The 14,046-nt window shown below is 66.3% G+C and carries 11 protein-coding genes and 2 pseudogenes; 5 read left to right on the top strand and 8 right to left on the bottom strand.

Translation table 11 applies throughout. The features are described from left to right. Positions 1–101: 101 nt before the first annotated feature. Both BN9444_RS05590 and BN9444_RS05585 read left to right on the top strand, forming a co-directional pair. The gene (locus BN9444_RS05590; protein ID WP_068802145.1) at positions 102–2,720 is read left to right on the top strand and encodes a GNAT family N-acetyltransferase; all 2,619 of its coding nucleotides are present in this window, start codon (positions 102–104) and stop codon (positions 2,718–2,720) included. Between the two features lie 39 nt (positions 2,721–2,759). Next, the gene (locus BN9444_RS05585) at positions 2,760–3,968 is read left to right on the top strand and encodes an acetoin utilization protein AcuC (protein WP_478219567.1); all 1,209 of its coding nucleotides are present in this window, start codon (positions 2,760–2,762) and stop codon (positions 3,966–3,968) included. A gap of 4 nt (positions 3,969–3,972) precedes the next feature. Here the strand turns inward: BN9444_RS05585 and BN9444_RS05580 are convergent, their stop codons facing one another. Together BN9444_RS05580 and BN9444_RS05575 are read right to left on the bottom strand one after the other, a co-directional pair. After that, entirely contained in the window at positions 3,973–4,719 is a 747-nt protein-coding gene (locus tag BN9444_RS05580) for an SDR family NAD(P)-dependent oxidoreductase (protein WP_068801569.1), read from the bottom strand. Positions 4,720–4,728: 9 nt separating this feature from the next. Continuing rightward, a complete protein-coding gene (locus tag BN9444_RS05575; RefSeq protein WP_066512153.1) occupies positions 4,729–5,937 on the bottom strand; it encodes an acyl-CoA dehydrogenase family protein in 1,209 nt (402 codons plus the stop codon). A 159-nt stretch (positions 5,938–6,096) separates the two neighbouring features. On the opposite strand from BN9444_RS05575, the gene BN9444_RS05570 reads away from it, so the two are divergent. The 3 genes from BN9444_RS05570 to BN9444_RS05560 all read left to right on the top strand — a co-directional run bounded on the left by BN9444_RS05570 (position 6,097) and on the right by BN9444_RS05560 (position 9,050). Beyond that, entirely contained in the window at positions 6,097–6,675 is a 579-nt protein-coding gene (locus tag BN9444_RS05570) for a TetR/AcrR family transcriptional regulator (RefSeq protein WP_066512148.1), read from the top strand. Positions 6,676–6,821: 146 nt separating this feature from the next. Beyond that, entirely contained in the window at positions 6,822–8,567 is a 1,746-nt protein-coding gene (locus BN9444_RS05565) for an AMP-binding protein (RefSeq protein WP_068801568.1), read from the top strand. A gap of 3 nt (positions 8,568–8,570) precedes the next feature. After that, the gene (locus tag BN9444_RS05560) at positions 8,571–9,050 is read left to right on the top strand and encodes a MarR family transcriptional regulator (RefSeq protein ID WP_068801567.1); all 480 of its coding nucleotides are present in this window, start codon (positions 8,571–8,573) and stop codon (positions 9,048–9,050) included. Positions 9,051–9,108: 58 nt separating this feature from the next. On the opposite strand, the gene BN9444_RS05555 is transcribed toward BN9444_RS05560, so the two are convergent. The 6 genes and pseudogenes from BN9444_RS05555 to BN9444_RS05530 all read right to left on the bottom strand — a co-directional run. After that, on the bottom strand, positions 9,109–9,843 hold the full coding sequence (locus BN9444_RS05555) for a CPBP family intramembrane glutamic endopeptidase (protein ID WP_068801566.1): 735 nt from the start codon (positions 9,841–9,843) through the stop codon (positions 9,109–9,111). Positions 9,844–10,160: 317 nt separating this feature from the next. Next, positions 10,161–10,925 (bottom strand): enoyl-CoA hydratase, encoded by a 765-nt coding sequence (locus tag BN9444_RS05550; RefSeq protein WP_068801565.1) that lies wholly within the window; start codon positions 10,923–10,925, stop codon positions 10,161–10,163. Between the two features lie 21 nt (positions 10,926–10,946). After that, positions 10,947–12,023 (bottom strand): enoyl-CoA hydratase/isomerase family protein, encoded by a 1,077-nt coding sequence (locus tag BN9444_RS05545; protein ID WP_068801564.1) that lies wholly within the window; start codon positions 12,021–12,023, stop codon positions 10,947–10,949. Between the two features lie 14 nt (positions 12,024–12,037). Next, positions 12,038–12,937: pseudogene (locus BN9444_RS05540) on the bottom strand (acetyl-CoA C-acyltransferase); the annotation flags it as partial. 4 nt (positions 12,938–12,941) lie between these two features. After that, a pseudogene (locus tag BN9444_RS05535) lies at positions 12,942–13,325 on the bottom strand (enoyl-CoA hydratase-related protein); the annotation flags it as partial. Positions 13,326–13,346: 21 nt separating this feature from the next. Then, positions 13,347–14,046, bottom strand: a 700-nt coding sequence (locus BN9444_RS05530; RefSeq protein ID WP_141681564.1) for an enoyl-CoA hydratase/isomerase family protein, incomplete at its 5' end; no start/stop codon positions are given.

Raw genomic sequence — 14,046 nt, 5'->3', positions numbered from 1 at the left:
CGAGAGCTGAACCACCGTTTACCCCTGGAGTGACCCCAGTGTCATGGGATTTCGCCCAAACCCCTGGGGTGAACGCCATTCACTGGCTAAAGTGGGACGGCATGAAGCCCGAAAACAGCAGGTATACAGCCTGGGACGCGGATGTCATCTTGAACGACGGCACCATCGCCACGCTGCGCGCCGTCCGGGATACGGACCGCGCGGGCCTCGTGGAGTTCTTTGGTCGCGTCTCCGATCACTCCAAGTATCTGCGCTTCTTCGGCACCCACCCCGAGCTCACCAACGAGGACCTGGACCGCTGGCTCGACACGCGCGGCTATAACAAGGTCACCCTCGTCGTCGAGGAGCGCGGGGACATCGTGGCCGTGGCTGGGTACGGGATTGTCGAGTCGCTCCTGCCCGCCCGCGTGGGCGACGTGTCCTTCCTCGTTCAGGACTCCCACCACGGCAAGGGCGTGGGCAATATCCTGCTCGAGCACCTCACCGAAATCGGCCGCGAAGGCGGCGTCGAGCGCTTCTTCGCGGAGATGCTCACCCAAAACCGCCAGATGGCGCAGGTCTTCATCCGCGCGGGCTACTCCGCCAAGCCGGAGCTCGCGGACGGCTACATCAGCGTGGACTTCCGGATTGAGCCCAACGCCACCTCCCGCGAGGTCATGGAGCGCCGCGAGCTGCGCGCCGAGTCCAGCTCCATCCGCCGTCTCCTCAATCCCACCCACGTAGCTACCGTCGGCGACGCCCCCGCCACCTTCCACGGCCCCACCAGCTCCCTCGCCCAGCTTTCCGATGCCCCCTCCCCCGACGCCGCCATCCCCGGCGGCCTCGTTGTCGCCCCGACCGGCACCGACCCGGGCCCGCTCATGGACGCGGCCTCCGCGGTCCATGCGGCCGGCGTCGTGCTCGTCTCCCGCAGCCAAAACCCAGGCCTCGCAGGAGAGGCCTCCCGCGCCGTCGTTCTCGCCGCCCGCGACCATGGGCTGCGCGCCCTGGGCCCGGCCTCGTTGGGCATTATCAACACGGATCCAGACGTGCGGCTCAACACGACACCCGCGCCGATGCCGCGGGCGGGCCGCACCGGTCTTTTTACCCAGTCCGCGGGCGTCGCGACGCTCACGCTTTCCCACGCGCTCGCCCGCGGAGTCGGCCTATCCACCTTCATCGCAGCCGGCTCCTTCGCGGATGTCACGGGCAACGACGTCATTCAGTTCTGGAGCGACGACGAGCGCACGCAGGTCTGTCTGCTCTCCCTCGACACGGTGGGTAACCCCCGCAAATTCTTCCGCGTGCTGCGTCGCCTCGCCCTAGAGAAACATGTCGTGGTCTTCCTGCCGTCGCGTGCGCTCCACTCGGCGCGCTATGCCGCAGCCCCAGACGACGTCGCCGTCACCCAGCCCGCCGCGCCCATCGCGGCCCTCGACGAGGTCATCGAGCAGACCGGCGCCATGGTCGTCACCCGGCGCGACGCCATGTACGACATCGCGCAGCTGCTTGCCCGCCAGCCCGTCCCCCAAGGCCCACGCGTCGCGGTCATCTCCAATTCGGCGGGGCTCACTCGCCAGATGGAAGGCGCCGCCGGTCGCTTCGGCCTGCGCGTCCGCGGCACCACCGTCATGGGCGAGCCCGTCGCCAGCATCCGCGACGCCGTGGCACAGGCTCTCGCGGACCCCGCTGTCGATGCGGTTCTCACCGCCGTCGTGGAAATCGGCGAGTTCATCACCAAGGATGCCCGCGCGCAGCTCACCGAGCTCGCCGCCGGGCCCGCCCTCGAGCACGCCACCCCGCTCATCGCCTCCTTCGTGGGCTTCGACCTCCCGTCCGAGGACCACACCGGCGAGGAAACCCAAGGCCAGCTGCCCGTCTTCGCCACGTACGCGGACGCGCTCGAGGCTCTCGCCACCATCCTCCACAACGAAAAGCGCCGCACGCTCGCCCGCCCCACGCCCGAGGATCAACTGGCAGAACCCGGTGACGCCCACAGCGCCCGCGCGATCATCGCCGACATCCTCCGCGACTCCCCCACTGGCCGCTGGGCCACGGACGAGGAATGCATGGCTATCCTCGACGCCTTCGGCATCGACATCGTGCCGTGGACGCCGGCGCCCACCTTGGGCGAGGCCCTCCATGCCGCGGAATCCCACGGCTGGGACGTCGTTCTCAAGTGCACCTCCCCCATCGTGCGCGGCCGCTCCGAGCTGCCCACCGTCCTGCGCCACATCCGCACCCCTGAGGCCCTCACCCGCGCCTGGGACACGCTTACCCAGCTCACCCGCGACCTCCACCTCGGCGAGGATCCCGGCGTCCTCGCCCCCGCCATCCAACGCACCGTGCCCGCCGGCGCCTCGCTCACCCTGCGCGCCATCGAGGATCCCGTCCTCGGCCCTATGGTCTCCGCCGGCATCGCGGGCCTGCCTACAGATCTCCTTGGCGACGTGTCGTGGCGCGTCCCGCCCCTGCGCCGCACCGACGCGCTCACCATGCTCAGCGAGCTGCGCGCCGCCCCGCTCCTTGCCGGCTACCAGGGCGCGAAGGCCCCGCAGCTCCATGGCGTCGAAGACGTCCTCATGCGCCTGACCGCTCTCAAAGACGAGCTCGTCCAAGTTGTCGACTGCGAGCTCACGCCCGTCATCGCGGGCCTCGACAGCACAGCCGTCGTCGGCGCGCGCCTGCGCGTGGCTCCCCTCGACGAACAACGCGACCCGCTCGCCCGGGCGCTGCGCTAGGAGACCGCCGTGAAGCCATTGCTCTTCAACGCCGAGGAAATGCGCCGCTACTCCCTCGGCCCTGACCATCCCATGGGCCCGGACCGCGTGGGGCTGGCCCACGAACTCGCGGACTACTTCCGCCTCACCGAGGAATTCGAGGTCGTCGAGCCCGCCGCCGCCACGACCGCCGAGCTCACCGCCGTCCACTCCCCGGACTACATCACCGCCACGCGCCTCGAAGTCCCTGCCCGCCGCTTTGGCCTCGGCACGGAGGACAATCCCATCAGCCACGGTCTGTCCACCGTCGCCGCGAAGATCGCCGGCGCCTCGCTCCAGGCTACCCAGGCCGTGTGGGAGGGCCGCGCCCCGCGCGCGCTCAACCTCGCCGGCGGCCTTCACCACGCGTTCGCGGATTCCATGTCCGGCTTTTGCATGTACAACGACGCCGCCGTCGCCATCCAGTGGCTCCTCGACCAGGGCGCCACCCGCGTCGCCTACCTCGACCTCGACGCCCACCACGGCGACGGCGTCGAGCGCATCTTCTGGGACGATCCCCGCGTGCTCACTATCTCCGTCCACGAGTCCGGCCTCTACCTCTTCCCCCACACCGGCTTCGCGCACGACATCGGCGGCCCCGGTGCCGAGGGCACCGCCGTCAATATCGCCTTACCCCGCTCGCCTTCCGATGCCGCCTGGCTCCACGCCGTCCACGCCCTCATCCCCGCACTCCTCAGCCGCTTCCGCCCGCAGCTGCTCATCTCTCAGCATGGCGCCGATCCCCACGCGGCCGACCCGCTCGCCGACCTCGAGGTGAGCATCAACGCCATGGCGCATGCCTACCGCTCCGTCGCGACGTGGGCCGACCAATACGCCAACGGAAAGTGGGTCGCTCTCGGCGGCGGCGGATACAACCTCGACTCCGTCGCCCGCGCCTGGACGCACGTCGCCGCCGCCGTCGCTGGCNCCGCGCCAGGTCCTCGCCACGCGCCCCGAGCCCGCCGTCGTGCAGACCTCCCGCGCGGTCTTCCCCTACTGGGGGCTTCCCGCCTACGGCTAGGCCGTCGTACCCCGCCACTCCGCGGCGCTGATGCTGTAGCGCACCGAGCTTTCCGCCGCAGCACGCGAGCGCGCATTCTGGTCTGCGACCTCGAAACCCAGGATGGATTCTGCGTAATACTGCAGGCGAAGAGAAGTCATGGTCTGAAAGAGCGCGAGCGCAAAAACGCAGAGAAACCCGGAGCACCTGCCCCGGGTTTCCCTGCGTGACGCTCTAGCGCGGCGGCATGCGCAGCGCGCCGTCCAAACGGATGGTCTCGCCGTTGAGATAGTTATTCTCCGCCATGGAGATGGCCAGCTGGGCGAACTCCTCGGGCTTGGCCAGTCGCGAGGGGAACTGCACGGTGGCCTCGAGCTGCTGCTTGAACTCGGGCGTAATCTGCTCCATCATCGGTGTCGCCACGACGCCGGGTGCAATCGCGTTGACGCGGATGCCCTGCGACGCGAGGTCGCGCGCAGCCGTAATCGAGAGCGCATGGACCGCCCCCTTGGACGCAGCGTACGCGGCCTGCCCCACCTGCCCCTCAAACGCGGCGACGGAGGCGGTATTAATGATGACGCCGCGCTGGCCGTCCTCGTCGACTGGCTCAGTCGCGGCCATGGCCTCGGCCGCCGCAGTCATGACGTGGAACGTACCCATCAAGTTGATATTGATAGTCTTCGCAAAGAGGTCTGGGTCGTGCGGCCCCTTGCGACCGAAGATGCGCGCCGAGGGGCAGATGCCGGCGCAGTTGATGGCGAGACGCAAGGGGGCATCGGCATGCTGGGCGGCCTGAACGGCCTCGCGGACGGCGGCAGCGTCGGTGACGTCGACCTCGGCGAACTCCACGCCGTCATACTCCGGGGCACGAAGATCAAAGGCCGTGACGCGCGCGCCGCGCTGAATAAGCGCCTGAGCCGTCGCGGCGCCGAGGCCGGACGCACCGCCAGTGACGATGGCAGAAATGTTCTCGAGCTGCATAGTTTCTCCTTAGACGAATGCCGACACACCGGTGACGGCGCGGCCGACGATGAGCGAGTTGATATCGTAGGTGCCCTCGTAGGTAAAGAGGATCTCCGCGTCCGACATGAGCTTGGACAGGTCATACTCGGTGAGGATGCCGTTGCCGCCGCCGATATTGCGACCGGCCGCGGCGGATTCGCGCGCCAGGCGCGTGGTCGTGGCCTTGGCAAGTGCCGCGAAAGGCATCTCGAGTAGGCCCTTTTCCTGGACCTCGGCGACCTGCGCCATCATGGCGAGCGAGGCCGTTGCATTGCCGAGAATGCGCGCGAGCTGCTCCTGGACAAGCTGGAACTTCGCGATGGGACGGCCGAACTGCTCGCGCTTGACGGCGTACTCGCGGGCCTTGTCGAAGATGCCCAGCTGGATACCGGCACCCTGCCAGCCCACCCAGGCGCGGGAGTAGCACAGGAAGTCGTTGACGTTGGCAAAAGTCTCCGCGCCCGGGATGAGGTTCTCGTGCGGGATAACGACATTGTCGTAGTTGATGTCCGCGTTTTGCATGATGCGCAGGCCCATCTTGCGGGCAATCTTCTGCGTCGTCACGCCCTCGCGGTTGTGCTCGACGATGAACGCCTTGATGTCGTTGTCCGCGATGTCGCGGGCGAAGCAGATGGAGAAGTCCGCGAATGTACCCGCGCCGATCCAGCGCTTGGCGCCGTTGATGACCCAGCCCTCCGCGGTCTTTTCTGCGGTGGTGGCCAGACCGCCGGCGATATCGGAGCCATGGTCCGGCTCCGTAAGCGCGAAGCAGCCCACTTTCTCAAACTGGCGCAGACCCGGCAGCCATTCCTTCTTCTGTGCGTCCGAGCCCAGCTTATCGATGAGCCCGACCACGAGCTCGTTGTGAATGCCCACGAGCGCCGAGAGCGACACGTCCGCGCGCGTTACCTCGGCGTAGACGAGACCGCGGTAGAGACGCGAGGTGCCCGAGAGCTCGATCTCGCCGAGGCCGTGCGCGGCCATCTTGGGCAGCAGGTCGAAAGGCAGCTCTTCTCGGTCCCAGAACTCGCCCACCACGGGGCGAATCTCGGTCTGAAGGAACTCGTGGATGGTGGCGAGCTTGCCCTGCTCGTCTTCGGGCAGTCGATCCGCGACGCCCAGGATGTCCGCGTGCGGGTACTTGATGCCGGCGAGGTGCGCGCCGAGTGGGTGGGAAGAATCAAGAATCGGTGGCATGAAGTGCTCCCTAGGTCCGAAGGGATAGTACGATTACGTTTAAAATCGTACAGTACGGCGTGGCCCACGTCACGTCTTCTGGGTGGAAATTTTCCCCCACGCGTTCCCCAACCTAGAGTTAACGCAGGTAAACCGCGAAACACAGACAGGACCTAGCCCATGCCCGAGAACGCCACACGCCCGCTCACCGCGCGCCAACGCGAGCTTTTTACCGCGCTCCTCACAGACTTCCTGGCCGAGGGTTTCGAGTCCTTCACCATCGACGACGCCACCAAGCGCTACCACTGCTCCAAGTCCACTATCTACGCCCTGGGCAAAACCCGCGACGCCATCATCCGCCGCGTGCTCGTGAGCTTCTTCAAAGAAATCACCCGCCGCACAGACCCCGAGGCGAACCGCATGACGAGCGCCGCCCGCGCGTTGGAGGACTATTTCACGGCAATGACCAGCGCACTCGCCCCCGCGAGCACTGCCTTCATGCGCGATCTTGCCACTGAACCCGTCGCCCAGGAGGTCTACGCACTCAACACCTCCGGCGCGACGCAGACCATCCGCACGCTCCTCGAGCGCGGCGTCGCAGCAGGCGAATTCCGCGCTGAATCCGTGGCGTTTACCTCGCTGGTCATCCAGCGCACCATGGCCGATATCCAGCAGGGCGCCTACACGGAAGCACTCGCTCCCGCCGCGGCCTATCACGCGTTGGGACAACTCGTCCTCCACGGGATTCTCGAGCGTTAGCGCGACTATTTTTATTAGCTGTACTGCGGAAACAAAAAATACTTTGACAATTGCCTAGCCATTACTTCGAATTCGAACTATGGTGAGTTGGGACGCAGGTCACAATTATTTTCCACTAGGACCCCCGACACTTCTCGAGGAGCATCATGACTACTGTTTCCAGCCCCAGCGTTACCGAGCAGTTTCGCGCCGCCCGCGACCAGCTTGTTTCCGTACAGACCGATTACGAAGCCGCTCGCGCGAACTTCGAATGGCCGCGCTTCGAGCACTTCAACTTCGCCCTCGATTGGTTTGATCACCTGGGCACCGAGGCCGAGTCGAAGGACCGCGAGGCCCTCGTCATCTGCGAGCAGGACGGTACGTCCACCCGCCGCACCTTCGCCGAGCTTTCCGCCCGCTCGAGCCAGCTCGCTAATTGGCTCACGGAGCAGGGCGTCAAGCGCGGTGACCGCGTCATGCTCATGCTCAACAACCAGGTCGAGCTGTGGGAATCCATGCTTGCCTGCATCAAGGCCGGCTTCGTCCTCAACCCCGCCACGGCGATGCTCGGTACGGTTGACCTCCAGGACCGTACCGATCGCGCCGATATCTCATGGGTCATCGCCAACGGCGAGGACGCCGCCAAGTTCCAGGACGTCACGGGTGAGTTCACCATGATCCAGGTCGGCGACGCCCCGGACGCACAGTCCAGCCACCCGACCCTGCGCTATTCCGATAGCTACTCCGCTTCCGAGACCTACACGCCCACCCAGGAGACCCCGGCGGACGAGACGCTCCTGCTCTACTTCACGTCTGGCACGACGTCCAAGGCCAAGCTCGTGGAGCACACCCACACCTCGTACCCCGTCGGCCACCTCACCACCATGTATTGGATCGGCCTCGAGCCGGGCGACGTACACCTCAACGTCGCGGCACCCGGCTGGGCCAAGCACGCATGGTCCAATTTCTTTGCGCCGTGGATCGCGGGCGCGACGGTCTTCCTCTACAACTACACGCGCTTTGACGCCGCAGCCCTCATGGACAAGATGGAAGAAGAAGGCGTAACCAGCTTCTGCGCCCCGCCGACCGTGTGGCGCATGCTCGTCCTCGCCGATCTGAACCGCATGAAGACCCCGCCAAAGAAGCTCGTCGCCGCCGGTGAGCCGCTCAACCCGGAGCTCATCAACGCCATCGAGAATGCCTGGAAGACCTCCGTGCGCGACGGCTTCGGCCAGACGGAAACCACCCTCCAGATCGCCAACACCCCGGGCCAGAAGGTCAAGGCCGGTTCCATGGGTCGTCCGCTACCGGGCTTCGAGGTCGTCCTCATCGACCCTGCCACGGACGAGATTGGCGACACCGGCGAGATCTGTCTCAAGCTCGACCCGCGCCCTGTTGGGCTGACGCCGGGCTACTTCAACTTCCCGGAGAAGAACGAGGAAGTCTTCCGCGACGGTTACTACCACACCGGTGACACGGCCGAGCGCGATGAGGACGGCTACATCTTCTACATCGGCCGTGCCGACGACGTCTTCAAGGCCTCGGACTACCGCCTCTCCCCGTTCGAGCTCGAGTCCGTTGTCATCGAGCACGCCGCCGTGGCTGAGGTCGCCGTCGTGCCCTCCCCGGATCCTATCCGTCTCGCGGTCCCCAAGGCTTACGTCGCACTCGCCCCGGGCTACGAGCCCACGGCCGAGACCGCCGAGGCCATCCTCAAGCACTGCCGCGACGGCCTCGCCCCCTACAAGCGCATCCGTCGCCTGGAGTTCTACGAGCTGCCCAAAACCATCTCCGGTAAGATTCGCCGCGTGGATCTACGCAAGCGCGAGACCGAAATCCACTCCGCCGACGGCGGCGAGACCAAGGCACAGACCGAGTTCGCGGATTCGGACTTCCCGAACCTGAAGGGCTAAATCATGGACAGCATCGCGGAGGGCCGCCGGCAATGGGAGAAGCACTATGCTTCCGATGCCGCCTTAGGCCTCACCGCGATTTCCTCCGCCGCCCGCGCCGCGCACCTCCTGCGCGCGGGTGCGGAGGACGCGCTCGCGCCGTTCGGCGTGAGCTTTGCTCACTTTGAGCTCCTCACGCTCCTCATGTGGTCACGCTCCGGCGCGCTGCCCATGTCGAAAATCAGCGCCCGGCTCCACATGCCGCCGGCTTCGCTCACCCACACCGTCCGCCGTCTCGAAGGCCAAGGCCTCGTCGCCCGCGTGACGGACGAGAAGGACAAGCGATCGACGTTGCTCACCATCACAGACCAGGGCATCGCGCTCGCCAGCGCCGCCGGCCCCGTCCTCAGCGACTACTGCGCCAGCCTCGACCAGGACGCCGCCGCCAAGCTTGTCGATGCCGCCGCGATCTTCCGCCGCGCCGCCGGCGACGACGTCGAATAACCTCGGCGCTCCGAGCACCAAGCAGCAGCCACGCCGAATGTGGAAGCGCGTTGAATGCTTAGAGCGACGCAAGAATCATTGCACTAAGCAGCGCATTATTCGCTGCATGAACGAGGAACGATCCCCACAGGCTCTGGAACCACAATCGCGCCAGGACCAAAGACGTACCAAGGAATGCGATATACAGCATGACCGCGGGCTGCGCGTGGACCAATGCAAAGGCAACCGTCACGAGGATCGCGGCCAGGGGCGTCGATAGCTTGGTTCTGAGACCGTCGAACAGCATTCGTCGAAAGACGATTTCCTCAATCGCAGGTATCACGACTGCGCCGCAGAGAATCATGAGCAGCCCAGCGGCAACGCCCAGATGAAATCCATCGCGGTCTGCGCTCCCGTCCTGTGGGGCTAATCCCGCTGCCGTTCCAATGAGCATTGCTCCCACACCGCCGCATAACATCGTGACCGGCGTCCACCACAGAAGGTGCCACAAAGAATGCGCAGGGCGGACAAAACCGAGTTCTCTCAGTCCCCAACCGCACGAGCGCATAAGCCCGAAGTACAGCACAGCTGCTCCAGCGACGGTTCCCAGAAGGACGCCGCCTACCGTCGCGAAATCCGGAACAGGAGCTCCTATTTTCTTTGCAATGAAACCCAATCCCAGCGCTCCGACTGCTGCCCCGCTCAACAGCGCCACCAACGCTGCAAGTGACCACACCACATGAACCAGCTGAGGACTGGGGTCGAGGTCGCTACCGGCATCGTGTTTCAAATTCGGATCGCTGACGTTCAACATGGTGGTGTGGTTGTCCCCTTCCGGCGTTGTCTCCTTGCCGGCTCGTCACGCTACAAGCGACCTCCACCGCAGGCAGCCACAAGCTCGTTGGCTCAAACAGCAGACAAAGAATGAAGTAATTGTTAAGCCCGTTCATCATCCCATATGAATATCAATTTCCATAAGGAAACCATATTTATGCATCCACGAGAAGCGGCACGTAGAGCACCACTATCAGCGACACTAAACGAAAATGAGCACAAGAGGTCCCCACAGTGCGCGCGGAAGCAACAGCTGTAGAGCCCTCCAAATGTGGGTGCGCAAGCGAAAACTGAATTTTAGGAGTGCGTGAAGTTGGCGTCGCGCTTCTCGGCGAAGGCGGCCATGCCTTCCTTCTGGTCGTTGGAGGAGAAGATGGAGTGGAAGGTGCGGCGCTCGAAGAGGAGGCCCTGTGCGAGGGTCGTCTCGTAGGCGGCGTTGACCTGCTCCTTAATCATGGTCGTCGCGATAAGCGATTTGGCCGCGATGGTCGCGGCGGTCTTCAGCGCCTCGTCGAGGAGCTCGCCGGCGGGGACGACGCGGGCGACGAGCCCGGAGCGCTCGGCTTCCTCGGCGTCCATCATGCGGCCGGTGAGGCACATCTCCATGGACTTGGCCTTGCCCACGGCGCGCGTGAGGCGCTGGGAGCCGCCCATGCCCGGGGTGACGCCGAGGTTGACCTCGGGCTGGCCGAACTTGGCGCGGTCGCCAGCGATAATGAAGTCGCACATCATGGCCAGCTCGCAGCCGCCGCCGAGCGCGTAGCCGTTGACGGCCGCGATGATCGGCGTGCGCGCGCGGGTGAGGATATCCCAGTCCGCGAACCAGTTGGTCGAGTACATCTCGGTCGCGCCGCGCGGCGCCATCTCCTTGATGTCGGCGCCGGCGGCGAAGGCCTTCTCGGAGCCCGTGATGACGATAGCCCCGATGCTCTCTTCCGCGTCGAACTGAGCGACGGCGGAGGTCACCTCCTCCATCGTGGCCTTGTTGAGCGCGTTGAGCGCCTCGGGACGGTTGAGTGTAATGAGCGCGACGCGGTCGCGGGTCTCGGTGAGGATGGCCATGGTGTCTCCTTCAGTCGTGCGTTAAACGTTCTTGGTGAAATCCGGCGGCGCAATGCCGTCGATGGGGGCGAAGATGGCGCCCACGTCGCCCGGCACGTCCGCGATCGTGGCGTACTTCCAGTGCGGGCTGCGGTCCTTGTCGATGATTTGGGCGCGGATGCCCTCGGCAAACTCGGGGTGGCGCTGCATATTGAGCGACATCCAGAATTCCTGCGTGAGCACGTCCGCGCGGCTGTGCTGCGCCGCGCGCTCCAGGCCTTCCTCGGTCACGCGGATGCCCAGCGGCGAGTTGCGGCGAATGCGCTTGGCGGCCTTCGCAGCCCAGTGCTCCTCGCCGTGCTCGGCGGCCAGCGCGTCGAGTCGCTCGAGCGTCGCCTCGGCCGTGGGCGCGGCGTAGGCCTCGACCATCTCGGCACGGTCCTCGCCGAAGCCCGGACCGGCGTCCTGCGCGAACTCCGCGATGACGGCCGGGTCCGCGGTCTCGTGCAGCCGTGCCACGAGCGACTCAATCTGGTCCTGCGGCACGTAGTAGTCTGCGAAGCCGGTGTCGATGGCCTCGGCCGCGCCGACGTGGGCCGCGGTGTAGCCCAGATGGAAGCCCAGCCGATCCGCCGCACGCGCGAGGACGTAGGAGCCACCGGCATCCGGCGAGTAGCCGATGCCGACCTCGGGCATCCCCAGGCGCGAGTCATCCGTGACGATCCGGTGGCTACCATGCGCCGAGATCCCGATGCCGCCACCCAGCACGATGCCCGTCTGCAGCGCCACGTACGGCTTGGGGTAGACCGAAATATAGTGGTTAAGCTCGTACTCCTCGCGCCAGAACGTGGCGCCGAAGTCGCCTGGTCCACCCTCGGCGACTGCGTCGCGGTAGAGCGCCGCGACGTCGCCGCCAGCGCACAGGCCGCGCTCACCAGCACCCCGCACGAGCACGAGACGCACCGCGTCATCGTCCGCCCACGCACGCAGAACGCGGGTGAACTCACGAATCATGTCCAAGGTCAACGCGTTGAGCGCCTTAGGCCGGTTAAGCGTGAGCGTGCCCACGCCGTCGCGCACGGAAGCGAGAACCTCGCCCTCGGTGATTTCTACAGACATCTCACAGTTCCTTTCTATTTCGCTTCGAGCAGCAGGGCCTCGCCTTGTCCCCCGCCACCGCAGAGCGCAACACCCGCGCGCGAACCCGCGCCCGCCGCCAGCTGGTGCGCCGCATGCACGACCAAGCGCGCTCCCGATGCCCCGATGGGGTGCCCCATCGCAATCGCTCCGCCCTGCGGGTTGACCGCGTCCGGGTCCAGGCCCAGGGTGCGCGCGGAATGGACGACGACGGCGGCAAAGGCCTCGTTGATTTCCACGTGGTCGAGGGAGCCTGCGTCCCAGCCCTCGCGCTCAAGGGCGCGGAGGAGGGCATCGGCAGGCTGTTGCTGCAGCGAGGAATCAGGGCCGGCGGTCTGGCCCACCGAACGCAGCGCGGCGAGAACCTCCCAGCCCTGCGCCGCGGCATGCGCGGCCGTGGTGAGCACAACCGCCGCCGCGCCGTCCGTAATGGGCGAGGAATTGCCCGCCGTAATCGAGCCGCCCTTCTCAAAGGCCGGGCGGAGCTTGGCCAACGACTCGTCCGTGACGCCCTCGCGGATGCCCTCGTCGGACTCGATGGTCACCGAGCCCTTGCGGGTCTCGATGGTAAGCGGCACGATTTCGCGGGCGAGCGTGTCGTCCTGCGTCGCGGCGAGCGCGCGTTGGTGGCTCAGCGCCGCGCAATGGTCCTGTTCTTCGCGGGTGACGGGATAGCGGTCCGCGTATTTCTCGGACAGCGAGCCCATGGAAATACCCAGGTCCGCGGCGCGCAAGCCGTCGTGTTCCATGTGGTCGAGCGCCTCAAACGCCCCGAATTTCACGCCGGCGCGCGAGCGCGGCAGCAGGTGCGGCGCATTCGTCATGGATTCCATGCCGCCGGCGACGACGACCTCGGCCTCGCCCGCGCGCAGCAGACGCGCCGCGTCGATGACGGCCNACCTCGGGCTGGCCGAACTTGGCGCGGTCGCCAGCGATAATGAAGTCGCACATCATGGCCAGCTCGCAGCCGCCGCCGAGCGCGTAGCCGTTGACGGCCGCGATGATCGGCGTGCGCGCGCGGGTGAGGATATCCCAGTCCGCGAACCAGTTGGTCGAGTACATCTCGGTCGCGCCGCGCGGCGCCATCTCCTTGATGTCGGCGCCGGCGGCGAAGGCCTTCTCGGAGCCCGTGATGACGATAGCCCCGATGCTCTCTTCCGCGTCGAACTGAGCGACGGCGGAGGTCACCTCCTCCATCGTGGCCTTGTTGAGCGCGTTGAGCGCCTCGGGACGGTTGAGTGTAATGAGCGCGACGCGGTCGCGGGTCTCGGTGAGGATGGCCATGGTGTCTCCTTCAGTCGTGCGTTAAACGTTCTTGGTGAAATCCGGCGGCGCAATGCCGTCGATGGGGGCGAAGATGGCGCCCACGTCGCCCGGCACGTCCGCGATCGTGGCGTACTTCCAGTGCGGGCTGCGGTCCTTGTCGATGATTTGGGCGCGGATGCCCTCGGCAAACTCGGGGTGGCGCTGCATATTGAGCGACATCCAGAATTCCTGCGTGAGCACGTCCGCGCGGCTGTGCTGCGCCGCGCGCTCCAGGCCTTCCTCGGTCACGCGGATGCCCAGCGGCGAGTTGCGGCGAATGCGCTTGGCGGCCTTCGCAGCCCAGTGCTCCTCGCCGTGCTCGGCGGCCAGCGCGTCGAGTCGCTCGAGCGTCGCCTCGGCCGTGGGCGCGGCGTAGGCCTCGACCATCTCGGCACGGTCCTCGCCGAAGCCCGGACCGGCGTCCTGCGCGAACTCCGCGATGACGGCCGGGTCCGCGGTCTCGTGCAGCCGTGCCACGAGCGACTCAATCTGGTCCTGCGGCACGTAGTAGTCTGCGAAGCCGGTGTCGATGGCCTCGGCCGCGCCGACGTGGGCCGCGGTGTAGCCCAGATGGAAGCCCAGCCGATCCGCCGCACGCGCGAGGACGTAGGAGCCACCGGCATCCGGCGAGTAGCCGATGCCGACCTCGGGCATCCCCAGGCGCGAGTCATCCGTGACGATCCGGTGGCTACCATGCGCC

Origin of the sequence: Corynebacterium phoceense, from assembly GCF_900092335.1 — a bacterium.
GTDB classification, from domain to species: Bacteria; Actinomycetota; Actinomycetes; order Mycobacteriales; family Mycobacteriaceae; genus Corynebacterium; species Corynebacterium phoceense.
The sequence above is the reverse complement of the archived record's forward strand: the minus strand, read 5'-3'. Positions and strand labels throughout refer to the sequence as shown.